General features: G+C 60.8%; 17 protein-coding genes. 12 read left to right on the plus strand and 5 right to left on the minus strand.

Translation table 11 applies throughout. The features are described from left to right. Positions 1-175: 175 nt before the first annotated feature. Both PMI37_RS07545 and PMI37_RS07550 read left to right on the plus strand, forming a co-directional pair. Positions 176-2,431: an Orn/Lys/Arg decarboxylase N-terminal domain-containing protein gene (locus tag PMI37_RS07545; protein WP_008079597.1), complete on the plus strand. Its 2,256-nt coding sequence runs from the start codon at positions 176-178 to the stop codon at positions 2,429-2,431. A 14-nt stretch (positions 2,432-2,445) separates the two neighbouring features. Beyond that, positions 2,446-3,060 carry a GNAT family N-acetyltransferase gene (locus PMI37_RS07550; protein WP_008079598.1) on the plus strand — a complete coding sequence of 205 codons (615 nt, stop codon included), beginning with the start codon at positions 2,446-2,448 and terminating at the stop codon, positions 3,058-3,060. On the opposite strand, the gene PMI37_RS07555 is transcribed toward PMI37_RS07550, so the two are convergent. Together PMI37_RS07555 and PMI37_RS07560 are read right to left on the minus strand one after the other, a co-directional pair. Then, a complete protein-coding gene (locus tag PMI37_RS07555; protein WP_008079600.1) occupies positions 3,026-3,919 on the minus strand; it encodes a LysR family transcriptional regulator in 894 nt (297 codons plus the stop codon). The two genes, PMI37_RS07550 and PMI37_RS07555, sit on opposite strands and share 35 nt — an antisense overlap. An 85-nt stretch (positions 3,920-4,004) precedes the next feature. Next, complete coding sequence (locus tag PMI37_RS07560; RefSeq protein ID WP_008079601.1) at positions 4,005-4,235, minus strand: hypothetical protein; 231 nt, start codon at positions 4,233-4,235, stop codon at positions 4,005-4,007. Between the two features lie 184 nt (positions 4,236-4,419). On the opposite strand from PMI37_RS07560, the gene PMI37_RS07565 reads away from it, so the two are divergent. Both PMI37_RS07565 and PMI37_RS07570 read left to right on the plus strand, forming a co-directional pair. After that, positions 4,420-4,977 (plus strand): NADPH-dependent FMN reductase, encoded by a 558-nt coding sequence (locus PMI37_RS07565; RefSeq protein WP_008079602.1) that lies wholly within the window; start codon positions 4,420-4,422, stop codon positions 4,975-4,977. Between the two features lie 192 nt (positions 4,978-5,169). Further along, positions 5,170-6,453 (plus strand): arsenic transporter, encoded by a 1,284-nt coding sequence (locus tag PMI37_RS07570; RefSeq protein WP_008079603.1) that lies wholly within the window; start codon positions 5,170-5,172, stop codon positions 6,451-6,453. A gap of 103 nt (positions 6,454-6,556) precedes the next feature. Here PMI37_RS07570 and PMI37_RS07575 read toward each other — a convergent pair whose 3' ends face one another. Then, a complete protein-coding gene (locus PMI37_RS07575; protein WP_008079604.1) occupies positions 6,557-7,507 on the minus strand; it encodes a DUF1853 family protein in 951 nt (316 codons plus the stop codon). A gap of 115 nt (positions 7,508-7,622) precedes the next feature. Between PMI37_RS07575 and PMI37_RS07580 the strand changes: the two genes are divergently transcribed. The 8 genes from PMI37_RS07580 (at position 7,623) to pepN (ending at position 16,162) form a co-directional block, all read left to right on the plus strand. Beyond that, positions 7,623-8,513 carry an NAD(+) kinase gene (locus PMI37_RS07580; RefSeq protein WP_008079605.1) on the plus strand — a complete coding sequence of 297 codons (891 nt, stop codon included), beginning with the start codon at positions 7,623-7,625 and terminating at the stop codon, positions 8,511-8,513. Then, positions 8,513-9,484 (plus strand): metallophosphoesterase, encoded by a 972-nt coding sequence (locus tag PMI37_RS07585; RefSeq protein WP_008079606.1) that lies wholly within the window; start codon positions 8,513-8,515, stop codon positions 9,482-9,484. Before PMI37_RS07580 ends, PMI37_RS07585 begins: the two co-directional genes overlap by 1 nt. Before the next feature lie 57 nt (positions 9,485-9,541). Further along, a complete protein-coding gene (locus PMI37_RS07590) occupies positions 9,542-10,891 on the plus strand; it encodes an ATP-binding protein (RefSeq protein ID WP_008079607.1) in 1,350 nt (449 codons plus the stop codon). Then, entirely contained in the window at positions 10,891-11,376 is a 486-nt protein-coding gene (locus PMI37_RS07595; RefSeq protein ID WP_008079608.1) for a hypothetical protein, read from the plus strand. The genes PMI37_RS07590 and PMI37_RS07595 overlap by 1 nt, the downstream gene beginning before the upstream one ends. Beyond that, positions 11,376-12,299 carry a tetratricopeptide repeat protein gene (locus PMI37_RS07600; protein ID WP_008079609.1) on the plus strand — a complete coding sequence of 308 codons (924 nt, stop codon included), beginning with the start codon at positions 11,376-11,378 and terminating at the stop codon, positions 12,297-12,299. Before PMI37_RS07595 ends, PMI37_RS07600 begins: the two co-directional genes overlap by 1 nt. Before the next feature lie 107 nt (positions 12,300-12,406). After that, complete coding sequence (locus PMI37_RS07605) at positions 12,407-12,667, plus strand: YeaC family protein (protein ID WP_008079610.1); 261 nt, start codon at positions 12,407-12,409, stop codon at positions 12,665-12,667. After that, a complete protein-coding gene (locus PMI37_RS07610) occupies positions 12,664-13,494 on the plus strand; it encodes a DUF2797 domain-containing protein (protein ID WP_008079611.1) in 831 nt (276 codons plus the stop codon). The genes PMI37_RS07605 and PMI37_RS07610 overlap by 4 nt, the downstream gene beginning before the upstream one ends. A 10-nt stretch (positions 13,495-13,504) precedes the next feature. Beyond that, positions 13,505-16,162, plus strand: coding sequence for an aminopeptidase N (pepN, locus tag PMI37_RS07615; RefSeq protein ID WP_008079613.1), 2,658 nt, complete (start codon positions 13,505-13,507; stop codon positions 16,160-16,162). A gap of 150 nt (positions 16,163-16,312) precedes the next feature. Here the strand turns inward: pepN and katG are convergent, their stop codons facing one another. After that, complete coding sequence (katG, locus tag PMI37_RS07620) at positions 16,313-18,586, minus strand: catalase/peroxidase HPI (protein ID WP_008079614.1); 2,274 nt, start codon at positions 18,584-18,586, stop codon at positions 16,313-16,315. Between the two features lie 222 nt (positions 18,587-18,808). Then, a complete protein-coding gene (locus PMI37_RS07625; protein WP_008079615.1) occupies positions 18,809-21,019 on the minus strand; it encodes an LTA synthase family protein in 2,211 nt (736 codons plus the stop codon). Between the last annotated feature and the right edge of the window lie 302 nt (positions 21,020-21,321).

Below are 21,321 nucleotides of genomic sequence, written 5' to 3' on the forward strand. Positions count from 1 at the left end.
GCAGCCTGCGGCAGCTCCTACAGGGGATCACATTCCAATGTAGGAGCTGCCGAAGGCTGCGATCTTTTTGTTTCTGGAAATACTGACAACTGGCCACCCTCGCCACATTCGCTGCAACCCTCTACCCTGAGTGCATTGGCAGCCGCAAACCTGCCGCCTCAGGACACTGAGCCCCATGTACAAAGATTTGAAATTTCCGGTGCTGATCGTCCACCGCGACATCAAGACCGACACGGTCGCCGGTGACCGTATCCGTGGCATCGCCCGGGAGTTGGAGCAGGAAGGTTTCAGTATCGTCTCGGCCACCGACTACGCCGAAGGGCGGTTGGTCGCGTCGACCCATCATGGCCTCGCGTGCATGTTGATTGCCGCCGAGGACGCCAGCACCAACTCCCATCTCTTGCAGAACATGGCCGAACTGATCGGCCTGGCGCGGGTGCGTGCCCCGGATCTGCCGATCTTTGCCTTGGGCGAGCAGGTCACCCTGGAAAACGCCCCGGCCGATGCCATGGCCGAACTCAATCAATTGCGCGGCATTCTCTACCTGTTCGAAGACACCGTGCCATTCCTCGCCCGGCAGGTCGCGCGAGCGGCGCGCAAGTACCTGGATGGCTTGCTGCCGCCGTTTTTCAAAGCGCTGGTGCAGCACACCGCCGACTCCAATTATTCCTGGCATACACCGGGCCATGGCGGCGGCGTGGCTTATCACAAGAGTCCGGTGGGGCAGGCGTTCCATCAGTTCTTCGGTGAGAACACCCTGCGTTCGGACTTGTCGGTCTCGGTGCCGGAACTCGGCTCACTGCTCGATCACACCGGGCCACTCGCCGAAGCTGAGGCGCGTGCGGCGCGTAATTTCGGCGCCGATCACACCTTTTTCGTGATCAATGGCACCTCGACCGCCAACAAGATCGTCTGGCACTCGATGGTCGCGCGCGACGATCTGGTGCTGGTCGATCGCAACTGCCACAAGTCAGTGTTGCACGCGATCATCATGACCGGCGCGATCCCGTTGTACCTGTGCCCGGAGCGCAATGAACTGGGGATCATCGGACCGATTCCGCTGAGCGAATTCAGCCGTGAATCGATCCAGGCCAAGATCGACGCGAGTCCGCTGACCAAGGGCCGTGCGCCGAAGGTCAAGCTCGCGGTGGTCACCAACTCGACCTACGACGGCCTCTGCTACAACGCCGAGCTGATCAAGCAAAGCCTCGGCAACAGCGTCGAAGTGCTGCATTTCGATGAGGCCTGGTACGCCTACGCGGCGTTTCATGAGTTTTTCGCCGGGCGCTACGGCATGGCCACCTCGCGCGGCGAAGACAGTCCGCTGGTGTTCACCACCCATTCCACGCACAAACTGCTCGCGGCGTTCAGCCAGGCCTCAATGATTCACGTGCAGGATGGCGGCGCGCGACAGCTGGATCGTGACCGCTTCAACGAAGCGTTCATGATGCACATTTCGACGTCGCCGCAGTACAGCATCATCGCCTCGCTGGACGTGGCCTCGGCCATGATGGAAGGACCGGCCGGGCGTTCGCTGTTGCAGGAAACCTTTGACGAAGCGCTGAGCTTCCGTCGTGCGCTGGCCAATCTGCGCCAGCACATTGCCGCCGATGACTGGTGGTTCTCGATCTGGCAGCCGCCGGGTGTTGAAGGCATTGATCGAGTACAGACTGAGGACTGGCTGTTGAAACCGGAGGCCGACTGGCACGGTTTCGGCGAGGTCAGCGACGACTACGTGTTGCTCGACCCGATCAAGGTCACGCTGGTGATGCCGGGGCTGAATGCCGGTGGCGCGCTGAGCGAGAAGGGCATTCCGGCGGCGGTGGTCAGCAAATTCCTCTGGGAGCGCGGACTGGTGGTCGAAAAGACCGGCCTGTATTCGTTTCTGGTGTTGTTCTCCATGGGCATCACTAAAGGCAAGTGGAGCACGTTGCTCACCGAGCTGCTGGAGTTCAAGCGCAGTTACGACGCCAACGTCCGTCTCGACACTTGCCTGCCGTGCGTGGCGCAAGAAGACACTGCGCGCTATCGCGGCATGGGCCTGCGCGACCTCTGTGATCAGTTGCACGCCTGCTACCGCAGCAATGCCACGGCCAAACACCTCAAGCGCATGTATACCGTGCTGCCCGAGATCGCCATGAAGCCGGCCCACGCCTACGACCACTTGGTGCGTGGCGAAGTCGAAGCGGTGCCCATCGATGAACTGGAAGGGCGGATCGCCGCCGTGATGCTGGTACCGTACCCGCCGGGCATCCCCTTGATCATGCCCGGCGAACGCTTTACCGAGGCGACCCGCTCGATCATCGATTACCTGAAATTTGCTCGCACGTTCGATAGCAGCTTCCCCGGTTTTGTCGCGGATGTGCATGGATTGCAGCACGAAGACGAAGGCAATGGACGGCACTACACCGTCGATTGCGTCAAGGAATGAGGACTTTTCCCAGTATGCAACCGGTCATGAATCCGAAATACCCAGGGTTGTCGGTGCGGGTCGCCGATGAAGGTTTTGCGCCGTATATCTGGGGCAGCGACTTCAGTTTCGAGGTCGGCGCCTACGGTGAGGCGGTGATCGGCATGCCGGTCGAGCAATGGCGGGTCACGTCGATCGTGCCGTACCGCAAGTGCTACGGCATTGATCCCGAAGAATTCAGCAGCTTCCACAACGCCACCGACAGCGCCATTTTCATGGCCTATCTGGATGACGAGCCGGTCGGCCATCTGGTGATCAGTACCAATTGGAACGGCTTTGCCCACATCGACGAACTGGCGGTGCATGCGCCGGCCCGCCGTCACGGCGTGGCCAAGGCATTGCTCGATGTCGCGCAATTCTGGAGTCGCAAGAAGAAGCTGCCGGGGATCATGCTCGAAACCCAGAACAACAACCTCGGGGCCTGTCGGTTATATGAGCGCTGCGGTTATGTGATTGGCGGGGTCGACCAGTTGCGCTATCGCGGCATCGACCCGAACACCGCCGAGGTGGCGTTGTTCTGGTATCGCCTGTTTGATAACCCGTTGGAAAATTCGCTCAGCTCGACAGCATCGCCTCGGCTTGTTCCGTGATGATCGCCAGCAACGTCTGAATCGCTGATGACGGCGCGGCGTGCTTGAAGGTCAGGGCATAGAGGCTGATCGGCACGGCTGGCGACAGCGGGCACACGTCAAGTCCGGCGGCACGCGCGCCCAGTGCGGTGAACGGGTCGACGATGGCCAGGCCTTCGCCGGCCTCGACCATGCTGCGCATCATTTGATGAGTTTGCACGCGGGTCTGGATGCTCGGCGACGGGCGCAGCGCCTGGAGTTTGTTTTCCAGCGCCGGGTTCAACGGGTCCTGGCCTTCGAGGCCGACCATGGCCTGGCCGGCGAGATCCTGCAGGGAAATGTATTTCTGTTTCGGTTGCAGCCAGCCGTGGGGCGCGAGCAGTTGCAGCTTGCCTTGGGCCAGCGGCTGACAATCGATATCGGGATGCTCGGGATCGTGCAGGCTCAGGCCCAGGTCACTTTCGCGCAGCAGCAGGCTGCGGACGATGTCGCGGGTGGGCGCGCTCAGCAGACTGCACGGTGCATCGGGCAGGCGTCGGCGCAGGGCGGCCAGGCTTTGCGGTAACAGTTGTTGCGCCAGCGGCGGGGTGCCGATGATGCGCAGGGGCGGGGCGAGGTATTGCTTGAGGCTGCTGGCCAGACGCTGGACGGGCTCCAGCGCCTCATACACGTGGGCGATCTCGACCTGCAACGCCCGCGCTTCGGGCGTTGACTGCAGGCGTCCGCGAACGCTGGCGAACAGCATGAACCCCAGCTGACTCTCGGCTTCGCGCAAACGCTCTTCAACCTCGGTCACTGGCAACTGCAGCCATTCGGCGGCAGTGCCCAGGTGACCGGTCTGCAAGAGCGCCTGAATCACTTCGATATGACGTAAACGCATGCGTGAAGTCCATGTTCAGCAGGTGGGGTCAGTGGCTGAATCCTACCCCAAGTCTGCGCATATGACTTCTGCTCATAACGGCCAGTTATGAAGCGACGGTTGGCTCAGGTTCGCGAATCAGGGTGATGCCCGACTGAACCAGTTCGAACGTCTGGTCATCGATCTTTTTGATGCGATCGCCAATGGCCAGTTTGTAAATCGGCTCCGAGCCAGTGAGACCGTCGACCGACGGGGTGGATTCCTGGAATTCATGCACGGAATAAACGCGGCCTTCCGCATCTCTTGCATGGAACTGACCGACGAGTACTGCTGCCATCTGCTTAGAACCTCTGGAGATAAAACGCTTGATTTGCGGCTTGGTAGACCGTCATCAAGCGCGGTAAGTTTTCCTACAGGAAAAAAATAATCCGGACGCGGGAATTTCCCTCGTCGACTGGTGGAGTCGTCATTGAATCATCTATAACTACAGGCTCCTTCCCACGGACAGTCGAGAGTCTTCCATGAGCAATGTCTACAACGTCGCCGTAGTAGTCGGTAGCCTGCGCAAAGCGTCGATCAATCGCAAGGTCGCCCTGGCACTGGCGGAGCTGGCACCGGCCAACCTCAAGCTGGAGATCGTCGAGATTGGCGATCTGCCGCTGTATAACGAAGACATCGACGGCGATTCACCGCCGGCAGCCTACAGTACTTTCCGGCAAAAAGTGGGTTCATCCGACGCGGTGCTGTTTGTGACGCCTGAGTACAACCGTTCGGTGCCGGCGCCGTTGAAGAACGCGATCGACGTTGGCTCGCGGCCGTATGGCAAGGCCGTCTGGAGTGGCAAACCGGGGGCGGTGATCAGTGTATCGCCTGGCGCCATTGGGGGTTTCGGGGCAAATCAGCATCTGCGCCAGTCGTTCGTGTTCCTCAATGTGCCGTGCATGCAGCAGCCGGAGGCCTATCTGGGCGGCGCGGGCTCGGCGTTCGATGAATCAGGCAAGTTGAGCGAGACGGTGAAACCTTTCCTGCAAAGCTTTATCAATGCTTACGGACAATTCGTCGAGCAACACAAAAAATAATCCATGCACATTGGTGAATTCCTTGTGGTGAGGGGATTTATCCCCGATCGGCTGCGCAGCAGTCGCAAAACCTGCGAGCACGGTTTGACTGAATGGCGCAGGGGGCTGCTTCGCAACCCATCGGGGATAAATCCCCTCACCACAGGTATCCTGCCGTTTCTCAAAATTTTCTATTGAACAAGGCTGTTGCGGATGCTGGCTGCGTCACTGATTTTCCTGCTGACCATTACCCTTGTCATCTGGCAACCCAAAGGCCTCGGCGTCGGCTGGAGCGCGACGCTTGGCGCCGTGCTGGCGTTGATCTTCGGCGTCGTGCACCTGAGCGATATCCCGCTGGTGTGGCAGATCATCTGGAATGCCACCGGCACCTTCGTCGCGCTGATCATCATCAGTCTGCTGCTCGACGAGGCCGGGTTTTTCAACTGGGCCGCGTTGCATGTGGCGCGATGGGGGCGTGGCAGCGGGCGCAAGCTGTTTGCCTTCATGGTGCTGCTCGGTGCGCTGGTGTCGGCGTTGTTCGCCAATGACGGTGCGGCGCTGATCCTTACGCCGATCGTGATTTCGATGCTGCTGGCGCTGCGCTTTTCCCCTGCGGCGACGTTGGCGTTCGTCATGGGCGCCGGGTTCATTGCCGACACCGCGAGCCTGCCGCTGGTGGTGTCCAATCTGGTCAACATTGTTTCCGCAGACTTCTTTCACATCGGCTTCAACCGCTACGCGGCGGTGATGGTGCCGGTGAACTTCGTCAGCGTGGCGGCGACGCTGGGCATGTTGCTGTGGTTTTTCCGTCGCGATATTCCCAAGGCGTACGACCCCGAGCAACTCGAACATCCTGAAACCGCGATCCACGACAAGGCCACGTTCTATGCCGGCTGGGCGGTTCTGGCGATTCTGTTGATCGGCTGTTTCGCGCTGGAGCCGTTGGGCATTCCCATCAGCGCGATTTCTGCCGTGTGCGCCGCGCTGCTGCTGGGCATTGCCGCGCGTGGTCACAAGATTTCCACGCGCAAAGCGATGAAAGAGGCGCCGTGGCAGATCGTCATTTTCTCGCTGGGCATGTACCTGGTGGTCTACGGCCTGCGCAATGCCGGGCTGACCGGGTATCTGGCCGGTTGGCTGGATGTTTTCGCAGGTCACGGTGTGTGGGGCGCGGCAATGGGCACCGGGGTGCTGACCGCGTTGCTGTCGTCGATCATGAACAACTTGCCGACGGTGCTGATCGGTTTGCTGTCGATTGATGCCAGTCAGGCGAGCGGGGTGATCAAGGAGGCGATGATCTACGCCAACGTGATCGGCAGCGACCTGGGGCCGAAGATTACGCCGATTGGCAGTCTGGCGACGTTGTTGTGGCTGCATGTGCTGGAGCGCAAGGGCATCCACATTGGCTGGGGGTATTACTTCAGGGTCGGGATCGTGTTGACGGTGCCGGTGTTGTTGGTGACGTTGGCGGCTTTGGCTGTGCGGCTTTCCCTGTAGACCGAGTGGGCCCCATCGCGAGCAGGCTCACTCCTACATTGGAATGCGTTCCCCTGTAGGAGTGAGCCTGCTCGCGATGGGGCCGGTACAAACGCCCCAAAACTCAGGCCTGGCCGGGAACGTTCGGCCAAAGGTCCGAGACCAGAAACAAGCGCTCCGCCTCTTCCCATTCCCCACGCGCATTTTCAATCAGGCGCACCATCAGTTGCGCCGGCGCCAGCGGCTCAAGATCCTCCAGCCACATTCGCAAATGCTCCGCAGTCCAGGTCTGATCCGCCGGATAATGCGCCGGCGCCAGCCAGGCATGGCGGGGCAGGGGTTGCCAGCGTCCAGCCGGGCGCTGCGCCACGAACGCCGGCCAGTCCTTCTGATGCAACCAACTGCCGCGCAAATGCTGTGGATGCGCGCCAACCGGTGACTCGGCCTGGCCAGGCCACGGATACAGCAGATAACCGCCCAGCCACAGCTGCGCGCTGAACACTTCGATGTCCAGTGCCGCCAGCACTTCACGGCTTTCCGGGCGCGCGGAAATCGGCAGTTGATGCTCGGCCAGGTGCGCCAGTTTGCGATCCAGCCGATCATGACAACCCGGCCCCAGCCATTGCGCCGGATCGCGCCCGTTGCCGTTTTGCGGGCCGAGGTAGAGCTTGATCGCCAGTTCCAGGTGATGCACGCCGTCGCGGTCGCGCAGCAGCATGTCCAGTTCGCCGAGGGTATGCCCCTCGCGCCGGATCGGCAGGTTGGCGGCAATCAACTCGATCCCCGGCGCCTGCTGAACGGCAAATTGCCACAAGCGCTCGTAATACAAGCCCAGCCGCCGCGTGCGTGCCTGCGACAACCAGTGCAGCAAGCCATAACTGTCGCGGTCGAGCTGACGCAACCAGCGTTCCAGCCGCTCGGGATCAGCCACCCAGTCGCTGCCGGCCAGCGGGTGGCGCTGTGGCCATGGTGTGGCCGCGAGCATTGGCGGGGCGAGGATCACCCACGCCAGATCACGCACTTCCGGATGGCGTAATTGGTGGGGCAGCTGCAGCAAGTCGGGAAATAGGATCATCTTGCGAGCATAGCCTTAAACACGCGCGCACCCCTGAGGCTGAAAGGATTTTGTCTATCGCAGGCTTTCGCCCATAATCGTGCTTTTCGCGTTTTCGATTGTCCGCAGAGGTCCCATGGAGCAATTTCGTAATATCGGCATCATCGGTCGCCTGGGCAGTTCCCAGGTGCTGGATACCGTCCGCCGACTGAAACGGTTTCTGCTCGATCGTCACCTGCATGTGATTCTCGAAGACACCATCGCTGAAGTCCTGCCCGGCCACGGCTTGCAAACCTCGTCACGCAAGATGCTCGGCGAAGTCTGCGACATGGTCATCGTCGTCGGCGGTGACGGCAGCCTGCTTGGCGCCGCGCGGGCGCTGGCGCGGCACAATATTCCGGTGCTCGGGATCAACCGGGGCAGCCTGGGGTTTCTGACCGACATTCGCCCGGACGAGCTGGAAGTCAAAGTCGCCGAAGTGCTCGACGGCCACTATCTGGTGGAAAACCGCTTCCTGCTGCAAGCCGAAGTCCGCCGCCATGGCGAGGCCATCGGTCAGGGCGATGCGCTCAACGATGTGGTGCTGCACCCGGGCAAATCGACGCGGATGATCGAGTTCGAGCTGTACATCGACGGCCAGTTCGTCTGCAGCCAGAAGGCCGACGGCCTGATCGTCGCGACCCCGACCGGTTCCACCGCCTACGCGCTGTCTGCCGGCGGGCCGATCATGCATCCCAAGCTCGACGCTATTGTGATTGTGCCGATGTACCCCCATACCTTGTCGGGACGGCCGATTGTGGTCGATGGCAACAGTGAGCTGAAAATCGTCGTGTCCAAAGATATGCAGATCTACCCGCAGGTGTCCTGCGACGGCCAGAACCACTTCACCTGCGCACCGGGCGACACCATCACCGTCAGCAAAAAAGCGCAGAAGCTGCGGCTGATTCACCCGCTCGACCACAACTACTACGAAGTCTGCCGCACCAAGCTCGGCTGGGGCAGCAAGTTGGGTGGTGGAGGCGACTGATGCTCGATCCCGCGCGCAGTTATGACCTGATTGGTGACGTGCACGGATGCGCCCTGACCCTCGAACACTTGCTTGACCGACTCGGTTATCACAAGCAGGGCGGGGTCTGGCGGCATCCATCGCGCATGGCCGTGTTCGTCGGCGACATCATCGACCGTGGCCCGCGGATTCGCGAGGCACTGCACATCGTCCACGACATGGTCGAGGCCGGTCAGGCCTTGTGCATCATGGGCAACCACGAATTCAACGCCCTCGGCTGGAGCACCCCGGCGCTGCCGGGCAGTGGCAAGCAGTTCGTCCGCGAGCACACGCCACGCCATGCGCGTCTGCTGCACGAAACCCTGACCCAGTTCGAAGGCCACCCCGGTGACTGGCACGATTTCCAGCGCTGGTTCTACGAGCTGCCGCTGTTTGTCGACGCCGGACGATTCCGCGTTGTCCACGCCTGTTGGGATGCCGGCCTGATCGAGCCGTTGCGCGCGCTGTTCCCCAATGGCTGCATCGACGAACACTTTCTCCAGGCCTCGGCCGTGCCGGACAGCTTTGCCTGCACGGTGTTCGATCGCCTGCTGCGCGGCACCGACATGCGTCTGCCCGATGGTCTGACCATGACCAGCGGCGACGGTCTGGTGCGTTCGTTCTTCCGCACCAAGTTCTGGGAAGACGATCCGAAAACCTACGGCGACATCGTCTTTCAGCCCGATGCCTTGCCGGAGCCAGTGGCGCAGACGCCGCTGACCTCCACCGAAAAGAATTCCCTGCTGCGCTACGGCGTCGACGAGCCTTTGCTGTTCGTCGGCCACTACTGGCGCAGCGGCAAACCGGCGCCGATCCGCCCGAACCTCGCGTGCCTGGATTACAGCGCGGTGCTCTACGGCAAACTCGTCGCCTACCGTCTGGATCAGGAAACCCGTCTGGATCCGCTTAAATTTGTCTGGGTCGATGTCGAGCGGCCGGAGGTGCTGCAATGATCGCGGCCTGCTCGTTCTGCTATTTCAATTCGCAACTGGCTGTCACAAGGATTCACCATGGATGACACGACGCTGGATCAACTCGAGGCCGCCTTGCGCGCCTCGCCGGGAAACGTCGCGCTGCTCACGCTGGTGCTCAAGGCCTGCCTTGAGCGCGGTGACCACGAGCGCGGCCTCAAGCTGGTGCCGGCCGACCTGCACCAACTGCCGGACGCCGAGGCACTGAAGCCGATCGCCGCCCAGTTGTACCTGGCCGCCGGCCAGGCTGATAAGGCCCTGAGCCTGGCGGACGGTGAGGGCGCCTCGCTGCAACTGCTGCGCGCACGCGCACTGGCCGACCTTGACCGCCTCAAGGAAGCGCTGGTCGAATACCGCGCGGCCATCAGTGCCAACCCGGCGCTGGAAGACATGGCGCTGTGGCGTCGCTTGAACGTGTCGGTGGTGGATTTCGCCGCCGGCGAAGGTCGCCCGAAGTTGCGCGTGATCTCCAACGATGACACCGACCAGGCGGAAGTGCGCCGCCTGCTGGTGCCCGACAGCGAGACCGTGACCTTCAACGACATCGGTGGTCTGGACGATCTGAAGAAGACCATCCATAAAAAGATCATCCTGCCGTATCAGAAACCCGGGCTGTTCGAGCGCTTTCGCAAGCGCGTCGGTGGCGGTGTGCTGCTCTACGGGCCACCGGGTTGCGGCAAGACTCTGCTGGCGCGAGCGACGGCCGGCGAGTGCAAGGCGAAATTCTTCAACGTGGCGATTTCCGATGTGCTGGACATGTACATCGGCGAATCCGAGCGCAAGCTGCACGCCTTGTTCGAGCAGGCACGGGCGCAGGCTCCGGCGGTGATGTTCTTCGATGAAGTCGAGGCGCTGGGCGGCAAACGCTCGAATACCCGTGAGTCGACGTCGTCGAAACTGGTCAGCCAGTTCCTTTCGGAAATGGACGGTTTCACCCATGACAATCACGGCGTACTGATCCTCGCCGCGACCAACGTGCCGTGGTCGGTGGATTCGGCGTTCCGCCGTCCCGGCCGCTTCGACCGCGTGCTGTTCGTGCCGCCACCGGATCGTGCCGCCCGTGAAAACATGCTGCAACTGATGGTCAAGGGCCGTCCGGTGGCGGCGGATATCGATTTCGCGTTCCTCGCCAAACACACTTCGGGCTTCTCCGGTGCCGACCTCAGTGAGCTGGTGGAAACCGCTGCCGATGAAGCCATCGAAGCATCGATCAGCGAAGGCGCCGAGCAGCCGATCTGCGACCGTCACTTCAAGCAGGCCTTGAAAGAAGTCCGCGCGACGACGCTGGAATGGCTGACCACCGCGCGCAACTACGCGCGCTATGCCAATGAAGGCAATCAGTACGATGAAGTGCTGGCCTTCCTCGACAAACATGGCAAGGGACGCTGATGGGTACCCAGAATATTTACCGCATTGAAGACGAGCCGCGTCCGGGCGGCCTGGCGCGGTTTGCGGTGTCGCCGTTCTGGCCGTTGCTGGCGCTGATGATGGGCGGACTGTGGTTGGGTTTACCGTGGTTCGTGCTCAACTCGGTGGCGGTGGGCAGCCCGACGCGCAAGCGTGAGTGGATCTGGGTCGGTGTCGGTGCCGTGGGCAGCGTGCTCATTGGTCTGGCCTTGATCAGCTTGTTGAACAACGGCTACCTGAGCACTCAGGCACAGATCCAGTACGCCTTGCTGGTGCTGGTGGTGTGGAAACTCAGCGTCGGTTACGTGCTGTACACCCTGCAGAACTCGACCATCGAGCTGTACCAATATTATGGCGGCGTGCTCAATCGCTTCGCGCCGCTGGTCGCGCTCGCCGGCGCCTTCCTGCTCAAAGGGATCGTGGTCACGCTGGTGCCGGCGACCCTTTGGTACCTGGTGGTGAGCTGATGAATACCTCCTATCTGTTGCAAGTGGCCTATCAGCGTTTGCAGTCCGGCCACAATGACGGCGCCATCGACAGTCTGCGACAACTGCTGGCCGATGACCCGGAATGTGCCGAAGCCCACGCCTTGCTGGCGCTGTGTCTGCTCAACATGCGTCGTCTGCATGCCGGGCGTCACGAAGCCTCGATGGCGCTGGCGATGGACCCGGCCTTGCCGTTGGCGCATTACGCCGCCGCGCACATCGACATGGCCGCGCGGCAATTCAAGACCGCCGAACAGCACTTGCTGCAACTGCTCGACATGGAGCCGACGGAGCCGCGCTACTACCGCAGCCTCGCCGACCTGTTTCAACTGACCGGACGCCTGGCGCAGAGTCAGCCACTGCTGGAAAAAGCGCTCGAGCTGCAACCTGACGATCCGGCCAACCTGGTGGCGATGGCTGAATATCATCAGGCCTGTGGTCATTGGCAGCAGGCGGAAAGTTTTGCCCGCCAGGCGCTGCAGGCTGATCCCGGGCATGCCGGGGCCGTGGTGGTGCTTGGTCGTTTGCTGCTGCGCCAGGGTGATATCAACGGTGCGCGCGAACACGCGATCTGGGCCCTGCAGGAAAACGCCAGCAATGTCTCGGCGCTGAGCCTGCTGACCGCCGTCAAGGCGCGCAGCAATGTGTTCATGGGTTTCTGGTGGCGGTTCAACAGCTGGATGACCGAGCGCAGTGCGACTGGCGCGATCATTCTGTTGCTGGCGATGTTTGTGGTTTATCGCGTCACCGTGATCACCGTCACCGCCCAAGGCTACCCCGGGGCTGCCGAGGTGATTGACTGGGTGTGGCTGGCCTTCGCGCTGTATACCTTCACCGCACCGCAGATTTTCCGCCGTGCGCTGGAGAAAGAACTGACCCAGGTAAAACTTTCAAGGGAGTTCTAGGACGCCGGGCCTTGCGCCCGGCGCTCCGCTCGCTGACCTGATGCCCGGCAGTGTCTTGCCGCTTCAGCGCCGTTAAACTAGCGACATTCATTGGAGAGTGTTCAAACATGTCGTCTTTTGCCGAAATGATCAAAAACATCACCCCGGACATCTACGAGAGCCTGAAACTGGCCGTGGAAATCGGTAAGTGGTCCGACGGTGGCAAGCTCACCGCCGAGCAGCGCGAGCTGTCGTTGCAGGCGATGATCGCCTGGGAAATCCAGAACCTGCCTGAAGACCAGCGCACCGGTTACATGGGCCCGCAAGAGTGTGCGTCGAAGTCGATCGAAGTGCCGAACATCCTGTTCAAGTCGGACGCTATCCATTGATCGAGATTGGCCGCGGTGCAATCAGCAAAATGTCGGCGCGCCTCGACGGGCCGAACGTGCAATACGCGTTTCGTCTGGATGACGTCGAGGTGCCGGTCAACCCCATGATCGGCACGACGGTGCGTCTGGAATACCTGGGGGCGATCCACTGCACCCATTGTGGGCGTAAGACCAAAACCAGTTTCAGTCAGGGCTATTGCTACCCGTGCATGACCAAACTGGCGCAGTGCGACCTGTGCATCATGAGCCCGGAGCGTTGCCACTATGACGCCGGCACGTGCCGCGATCCGGTGTGGGGCGAGCAGTTCTGCATGACCGATCATGTGGTTTACCTGTCCAATTCGTCGGGCGTCAAGGTTGGCATCACCCGTGCAACGCAACTGCCGACCCGCTGGATCGATCAGGGCGCGTGTCAGGCCTTGCCGATCATGCGCGTGTCGACGCGGCAGCAGTCGGGCTTCGTCGAAGACCTGTTTCGCAGTCAGGTCGCGGATAAAACCAACTGGCGGGCATTGCTCAAGGGCGATGCAGCGGCGGTGGATCTGGCGCAGGTGCGCGATCAACTGTTCGACAGCTGCGCCGAAGGCTTGCTGGCTTTGCAACAGCGATTCGGCCTACAGGCAATTCAGACGATTCCCGACGTGCAACCGCTGGAAATCCGCTATCCGATCGAGCAATACCCGGCCAAAATCGTCAGCTTCAACCTGGACAAGAACCCGATTGCCGAAGGCACGTTGATGGGGATCAAAGGCCAGTACCTGATCTTCGACACCGGCGTCATCAACATTCGCAAGTACACGGCTTATCAACTCGCCGTGCATCAATAAGGACTCCAGCATGCGCACCGAACAACCGAAGATGATTTACCTGAAGGACTATCAGGCGCCCGAGTACCTGATCGACGAAACACACCTGACCTTCGAGTTGTTCGAGGATCACAGCCTGGTGCACGCGCAGTTGGTCATGCGCCGCAACCCGGCGCGTGGCCCGGGCCTGCCGCCGCTGGTGCTCGACGGCCAGCAGCTGGAACTGCTTTCGGTGACCCTGGCCGATCAGGAGCTTGGCGCCGCTGACTATCAATTGTCCGAAAACCACCTGACCCTGCAGCCGACCGCCGAAACCTTCACGGTCGACACCAGCGTCAAGATCCACCCGGAAACCAACACTGCGCTGGAAGGCTTGTACAAGTCCGGCACGATGTTCTGCACCCAGTGCGAGGCCGAAGGCTTCCGCAAGATCACCTATTACCTCGACCGCCCGGACGTGATGAGCAAGTTCACCACCACCGTGGTCGCCGAACAGCACAGCTATCCGGTGCTGCTCTCCAACGGCAACCCGATTGCCTCGGGCCCGGGCGAAGACGGCCGGCACTGGGCGACGTGGGAAGACCCGTTCATGAAACCGGCGTACCTGTTCGCGCTGGTGGCCGGTGATTTGTGGTGCGTCGAAGACACCTTCACCACCATGACTGAGCGCAACGTCGCGCTGCGCATCTACGTCGAGCCGGAAAACATCGACAAGTGCCAGCACGCGATGAACAGCCTGAAGAAGTCGATGCGCTGGGACGAAGAGGTTTACGGTCGCGAGTACGATCTGGACATCTTCATGATCGTCGCCGTCAACGACTTCAACATGGGCGCGATGGAGAACAAGGGCCTCAACATCTTCAACTCCAGCGCCGTGCTCGCTCGCGCCGAAACCGCCACCGACGCTGCCCACCAGCGCGTCGAGGCGATCGTTGCCCACGAATACTTCCACAACTGGTCGGGCAACCGCGTGACCTGCCGCGACTGGTTCCAATTGTCGCTGAAGGAAGGTTTCACGGTGTTCCGTGATTCCGGCTTCTCCGCCGACATGAACTCGGCCACGGTCAAGCGCATTCAGGACGTGGCTTACCTGCGTACCCACCAGTTCGCCGAAGATGCAGGTCCCATGGCCCACGCCGTGCGCCCGGACAGCTTCATCGAGATTTCCAACTTCTACACCCTCACCGTGTACGAAAAGGGCTCGGAAGTGGTCGGCATGATCCACACCTTGCTCGGCGCCGAAGGCTTCCGTAAGGGCAGCGATCTGTACTTCGATCGCCATGACGGCCAGGCCGTGACCTGCGACGATTTCATCAAAGCGATGGAAGATGCCAACGGTGTCGACCTGACCCAGTTCAAGCGCTGGTACAGCCAAGCCGGCACGCCGCGTCTGGCGGTGAGCGAGTCTTACGACGCTGCGGCGAAAACCTACAGCCTGACCTTCCGCCAGAGCTGCCCGGAAACCCCGGACAAAGTTGAAAAACTGCCGTTCGTGATTCCGGTCGAGTTGGGTCTGCTGGACAGCCAAGGCAACGAAATTGCCCTGCGTCTGAGCGGCGAAGCATCGGCGCAAGGCACCACCCGCGTGATTTCGGTGACCGAAGCCGAGCAGACCTTCACCTTCGTCGACATCGCTGAACAGCCGCTGCCATCGCTGCTGCGCGGCTTCTCGGCGCCGGTGAAACTGAGCTTCCCGTACAACCGTGATCAATTGATGTTCCTGATGCAGCACGACAGCGACGGTTTCAACCGCTGGGATGCTGGCCAGCAATTGTCGGTACAGGTGCTGCAAGAGCTGATCGCTCAGCAACAGAAGGGCGAGAGCCTGAAGCTCGATCCGCGTCTGGTCTCGGCACTGCGCACGGTGCTGTCGGACGAATCGCTGGATCAGGCGATGGTTGCCGAGATGCTTTCGCTGCCGGGTGAGGCGTACCTCACGGAAATCAGCGAAGTGGCGGATGTTGATGCGATCCATATCGCCCGTGAGTTCGCGCGCAAGCAATTGTCGGAAGGGTTGTTCGAGGCGCTGTGGCTGCGTTATCAGGCCAATCGTGACCTGTCCAAGCAAACCCCGTACGTGGCCGAGGCCGAGCATTTTGCCCGTCGCGCGCTGCAGAACATTGCGCTGTCTTATCTGATGCTCAGCGGCAAGCCAGAAGTGTTGGCGGTGGCGCTGGAGCAATTCGAAGCGGCTGACAACATGACCGAGCGTTTGACCGCGTTGGCGGTGTTGGTCAACTCGCCATTCGAAGAGCAGAAAGCACTGGCGCTGGCCAGTTTTGCCGAGCACTTCAAGGATAACCCGCTGGTCATGGATCAATGGTTCAGCGTGCAGGCCGGCAGCACTTTGCCGGGCGGTCTGGAGCGTGTGAAAGCGCTGATGCAGCACCCGGCGTTCAACATCAAGAACCCGAACAAGGTGCGTGCGCTGGTCGGTGCGTTTGCCGGGCAGAACCTGATCAACTTCCATGCGGCGGATGGTTCGGGTTATCGCTTCCTCGCGGATCTGGTGATTGAGTTGAACGGGTTCAACCCGCAAATCGCTTCTCGCCAATTGGCACCGCTGACGCGCTGGCGCAAATATGACAGCGCCCGTCAGGCGTTGATGAAAGCTGAGCTGGAGCGGATCCGGGCGTCGGGACAGTTGTCGAGTGATGTATACGAAGTGGTGAGCAAGAGCTTGGCGTAACCCGATCTAAAAACAATCCCACAGGTTTTTGCGTCACCAACTCATCGCGTTCTGTAGGAGCTGACGAGTGCAACGAGGCTGCGATCTTTTGATTTTGATGTTAAAGATCAAAAGATCGCAGCGTGCCGCAGCTCCTACATGTTTCAGGTTTCAGTTTTTCAAGTCGAAACGATCAAGGTTGGTGACTTTCGTCCAGGCAGCGACGAAGTCTTTGACGAACTGCTCCTTCGCATCCGAACTGGCATACACCTCGGCCAATGCCCGCAATTGCGCATTGGAACCAAACACCAGATCCACCCGCGTCGCCGTCCATTTCACGCTACCGGTTTTGCGATCACGCCCTTCAAATTCATCCGCATCCCGCGAAGTCGGTTTCCACTCCACCCCCATGTCCAGCAGGTTAGTGAAGAAGTCGTTGGTCAACGCTTCCGTCTGGGAAGTGAACACGCCATGGCGACTTTGCCCGACGTTGGTGTTCAACACCCGCAAACCACCCAGCAACACAGTCATTTCCGGCGCGGTGAGGGTGAGCAGTTGCGCCTTGTCGATCAACAGTGCCTCCGCCGAAACCGTGTATTTGCCTTTGCTGTAGTTGCGGAAACCATCGGCAATCGGTTCAAGGAAACCGAACGAGTCGACGTCGGTTTGCTCCTGAGTGGCATCGGTGCGTCCTGGACTGAATGGCACGCTGATCGAATGCCCGGCGTTTTTCGCTGCTTGCTCGACCCCGGCATTCCCCGCCAGCACGATCAGGTCCGCCAGCGAAACTTTTTTGCCAGCGGCACCGCCGTTGAATTCGTTCTGGATGCCCTCAAGGGTTTGCAACACTTTGGCCAGTTGCTCAGGCTGGTTGGCCTGCCAGAACTTCTGCGGTGCCAGACGCAGACGCCCGCCATTGGCGCCGCCGCGTTTGTCCGAGCCACGGAACGTCGAGAGTGCCGCCCAGGCAGTAGAAACCAGCTGCGAAACCGAAAGATCTGAGGCGAGGATTTTGCTTTTCAGCGCGGCGGCGTCGCTGTCGTCGATCAGCGGATGAGTCGCCTCCGGAATAGGGTCCTGCCAGAGCAGTTCTTCGGCGGGCAGTTCCGGGCCGAGGTAGCGGGACAGCGGGCCCATGTCGCGGTGGATCAATTTGTACCAGGCGCGGGCGAAGGCGTCGGCCAGTTGATCGGGGTTGGCCAGGAAGCGCCGCGAGATTTGCTCATAAGCTGGATCGAAACGCAGCGCCAGGTCGGAAGTGAGCATGGTCGGCGAGAGTTTCTTGCTCGGGTCATGGGCATGTGGAACCGTGCCGGCACCGGCGCCGTTCTTCGGAATCCACTGGTGGGCACCGGCCGGGCTCTTGCTCAATTCCCATTCGAAGCCAAACAGGTTCTCCAGATAGTTGTTGCTCCATTTCGTTGGCGTGGTGGTCCAGGTGACTTCCAGGCCGCTGGTAATGGTGTCAGCGCCCTTGCCGGTGCCGAACGCGTTTCTCCAACCCAGGCCTTGTTCTTCCAGCCCAGCCGCTTCCGGTTCAGGCCCGACATTGTCGGCAGGGCCGGCGCCGTGGGTTTTACCGAAGGCGTGACCGCCGGCGATCAGTGCCACGGTTTCTTCATCGTTCATGGCCATGCGGCCGAAGGTTTCGCGAATGTCGTGAGCGGAAGCGACGGGATCGGGATTGCCCTCAGGGCCTTCCGGGTTCACATAGATCAAACCCATCTGCACGGCGGCGAGCGGGTTCTCCAGATTGCGTTCGCCCTGATCGGTGCGGCTTTCTTCTTTGCCGTGCAAGTCCGGCTCGGCGACCAGCGTGCCGTCACCGGGCTCCTGCATGGGCGCCTTGTCTTTGCCATAGCGACTGTCGCCGCCCAGCCATTCGTGTTCCGAGCCCCAGTAGACATCTTCGTCCGGTTCCCAGACATCGGCACGGCCGCCGGAATAGCCGAACGTCTTGAAGCCCATCGACTCCAGCGCAACGTTACCGGTGAGCACAATCAGGTCAGCCCAGGAAATATTGCGGCCGTATTTCTGTTTGATCGGCCACAGCAAGCGTCGGGCCTTGTCGAGGCTGACGTTGTCCGGCCAGCTGTTGAGCGGGGCAAAGCGTTGCTGGCCGGAGCCGGCGCCACCACGACCATCCGCGGTTCGATAGGTGCCGGCGCTGTGCCAGGCCATGCGTACGAAGAGCGGGCCGTAGTGGCCGAAGTCCGCCGGCCACCAGTCCTGGGAGTCGGTCATCAGCGCGGTGAGGTCTTGTTTGAGTGCCTGGAAATCGAGGCTCTTGAAGGCTTTGGCGTAGTCGAAGTCCTTGCCCAGCGGATCGGACTTGGGCGAGTGCTGACTCAGGATTTTCAGGTTGAGTTGATTCGGCCACCAGTCACGGTTCGTCGTACCACCACCGGCGGCGTGGTTGAACGGGCATTTCGATTCGTTTGCCATGTTCGGGTCCTTATCAGGTCTGCTACGGCCGGCTCGTGCCGACTTCGGACTTGTAAGGCTAGACCCGACTGGGCAAGTCAGCTAATAGGCCGACTGATGGACGCTGATAGGCAAAGTCTTTTATTGCTCTGCATGTGTAGGCGCTGCCGAAGGCTGCGATCTTTTGATTTTGAATAATCATCAGGATCAACAGATCGCAGCCTTCGACAGCTCTTGTACAAGTCAGGTGGATTGGGCGGTATCGTCGTCGGGCACGTCGTCAAGCATGTCCTCCTGCCCCGGCAATTCAGTGACCACACTGAAGTCCGTCACTTCGACGGCGCCCAGGCCGTAACCCAGCAAATGGAAGGAAAACGCCTTGCGCTCCTTCGGATTGTCGAAGCTGAAGTTCATCTCCAGTGGCTGTTCGGCAGTCGCCACCATTTCCTGCGGCAAACCAATCTGCACGTCCTGTTCAAACTCCTTGGCCTTGAGTTGAATGTACGCTGCTTGCTGCGGATCAACCGAGCGCACGGTCAGGCGCACGCGGGTGTGCGAGCCCTTGGGCATTTCCAGATACTGCGCACCGATTAGGTTGTCGGCCCAGTCGTCCTTGATCTGCGCCTGCAGCGGGATGACGTTGGTGCTGCCGAACTGGTAGCGGTGATTGAGCGGGGTGCGCAGCAGCGACAGGTCCAGCGCGTTGGCGCGGGCGGCGATCTGGCGGGCCGGGTGACCGCTATAGTTGCCCTTGTACGTAGCGCTTTCAGCGATGAAACCGGCGCTTTCGTAATAACGGCAACGGCGCGGCATGTCGCATTCGGCGAAGATCCCCTGACCGTTGTGATAGCGCAGTTTGCCGTTGGTGAACGACATGATCTCGCGGCCAGTCTCGTAGTCGCGGAACAACGAACGACCGCTCAGCGCGGTCGGAACCGGCAGGTCGAAATAGTCGAGAATTGACGTGCTCAAGTCGATGTGGCCATACACGCCTTTGTTCAGCCGTGGCAGTTGCTCGTGCTCCGGCGCCAGCGTCAGGTTGAAACCCCAGGAGGAGGCGAGGCGAACGCCATCGATGCCATGGGATTCATCCGAAGTAATCACCACCAGCGTGTCTTTCAACACGCCTTGGCGTTCGAGACCGCTGAGGAACTGCTCCAGCGCGTCGTCGAGGTAGCCGACGGCGGCTTGCTTGGGCGTTTCATAACGCTCCAGATAGTCTTCCGGTGCGGAGTAGGGCTGGTGCGTGCCCACGGTCAGCAGCGTCAGCATCCACGGTTTTTTCTGTTTTTTCAGTTGGCCGACATAGTCCAGCGCACCCTCGAAGAAGGCCTTGTCGTCCTTGCCCCAAGGGAATTCCAGATAGTTGCTGTTGGTGAACCATTCAAGACCGTGTGTCGCATCGAAACCGATGTGCGGCATGATCTTGTCTTTGGCCATGAAGCGCAGCCCGGCACCTTGCAGGTAGTGGGTGCTGAAACCGTGTTCACGCAATTGCGCCGGCAGGCACGCTTGATTGCGTTCGTTGAGGGTGAGCATTTCCACGCCTTTGGGCGTGCCGTTGTTGAGCTTGTCGTAATCGCCGCAAAGCATCGCGTACAGACCGCGAATGGTCTGGTGCGTGTGCAGCACGTAATCGGGGGTGTTCATGCCGCGCTCGGCCCAGCGGCTGAGGTTGGGCATCAGGTCTTCCTGATAATGGCTGCCGATGGCTTCGCGATTGGCGCGGATGTAGGCGCCGGGAATGCCTTCCAGCGCAATGATCAACACATTGCGCGCCTGACCCGGCGCCGCCAGCAGTTTCTGGCCGTTGAGGTCGACATCGGTCAGCCCGGTCATGACCGGCGCAGGTTCTTCGACATCGCCGTCCAGCCATTCCTCGGCGCGGATCTGCAGATCCGCGACTTCGCTGGCCATCAGTTGATGCGGCAGGTTGTAGGCGCGCCAAGGATCAGCCTCGCTCGGCCAGAGGTTCTGCACGCCCCAATGAGCGGCGAACAACACCAGCGGCGCGCTCCAGAGCGCACGCGGCAGGGCTGGGCGCGCCTTACCGCGCGCGGTGACTTGCGTCAGCAGCCAGAACAGCAGGGCCAGCAGCAGCGTGAGGCCCAGCGCCGGATGGGCGAGGCCGCCGCCGGTGGAGTTTTCGACGAATTGCGGATCGATCAGGTAGTGAATGTCGGAAGGCGTCGGCAGACGCCCGACCGCGCTGACCAGTTCGGCGGTCGCCACCGCCAGCAGGCCCCAGAACAGCAAGACCGGTAGCGCCAGCCACCACGCCCGGCGATGCAGCAACACAATCAACAGGCTGCCGATGGCCAAGTCTGACAAATAGCCCAACGGCGTCGACCAACCCAGCGCCGCGCGCAGGCACACCGGCACGATCAGCACCAGGAGAGTCAGCGAAAAGAGGCGGGCAGACGGCCGCCGTAACCGGTTAAAAAGAGCGCTCACAAAAAAGACCTTCCAGCCATTAAAACGTCATAAAAGTGTGCGCGATGATACCAAGGGTGAGCGGTCTGATCGTCTTTTAAAACAATTGGGTGATCTGGTTTTGGCAGGTGCTGGATGGCTTGCAGCCCTGAGTGGCTCTCGTCTGCCTCGGCAATTGGCGATATTGCTGTCGATGGTTTTATTGTTTCAGGCTGTTTAACCCGTACCCAAATCTCCTGTAGGCGCTGCGGCACGCTGCGATCTTTTGATCTTGTTTTTTAACAGTCAGGATCAAAAGATCGCAGCCTCGTTGCACTCGTCAG

Origin of the sequence: Pseudomonas sp. GM80 (assembly GCF_000282515.1) — a bacterium.
GTDB lineage: Bacteria > Pseudomonadota > Gammaproteobacteria > Pseudomonadales > Pseudomonadaceae > Aquipseudomonas.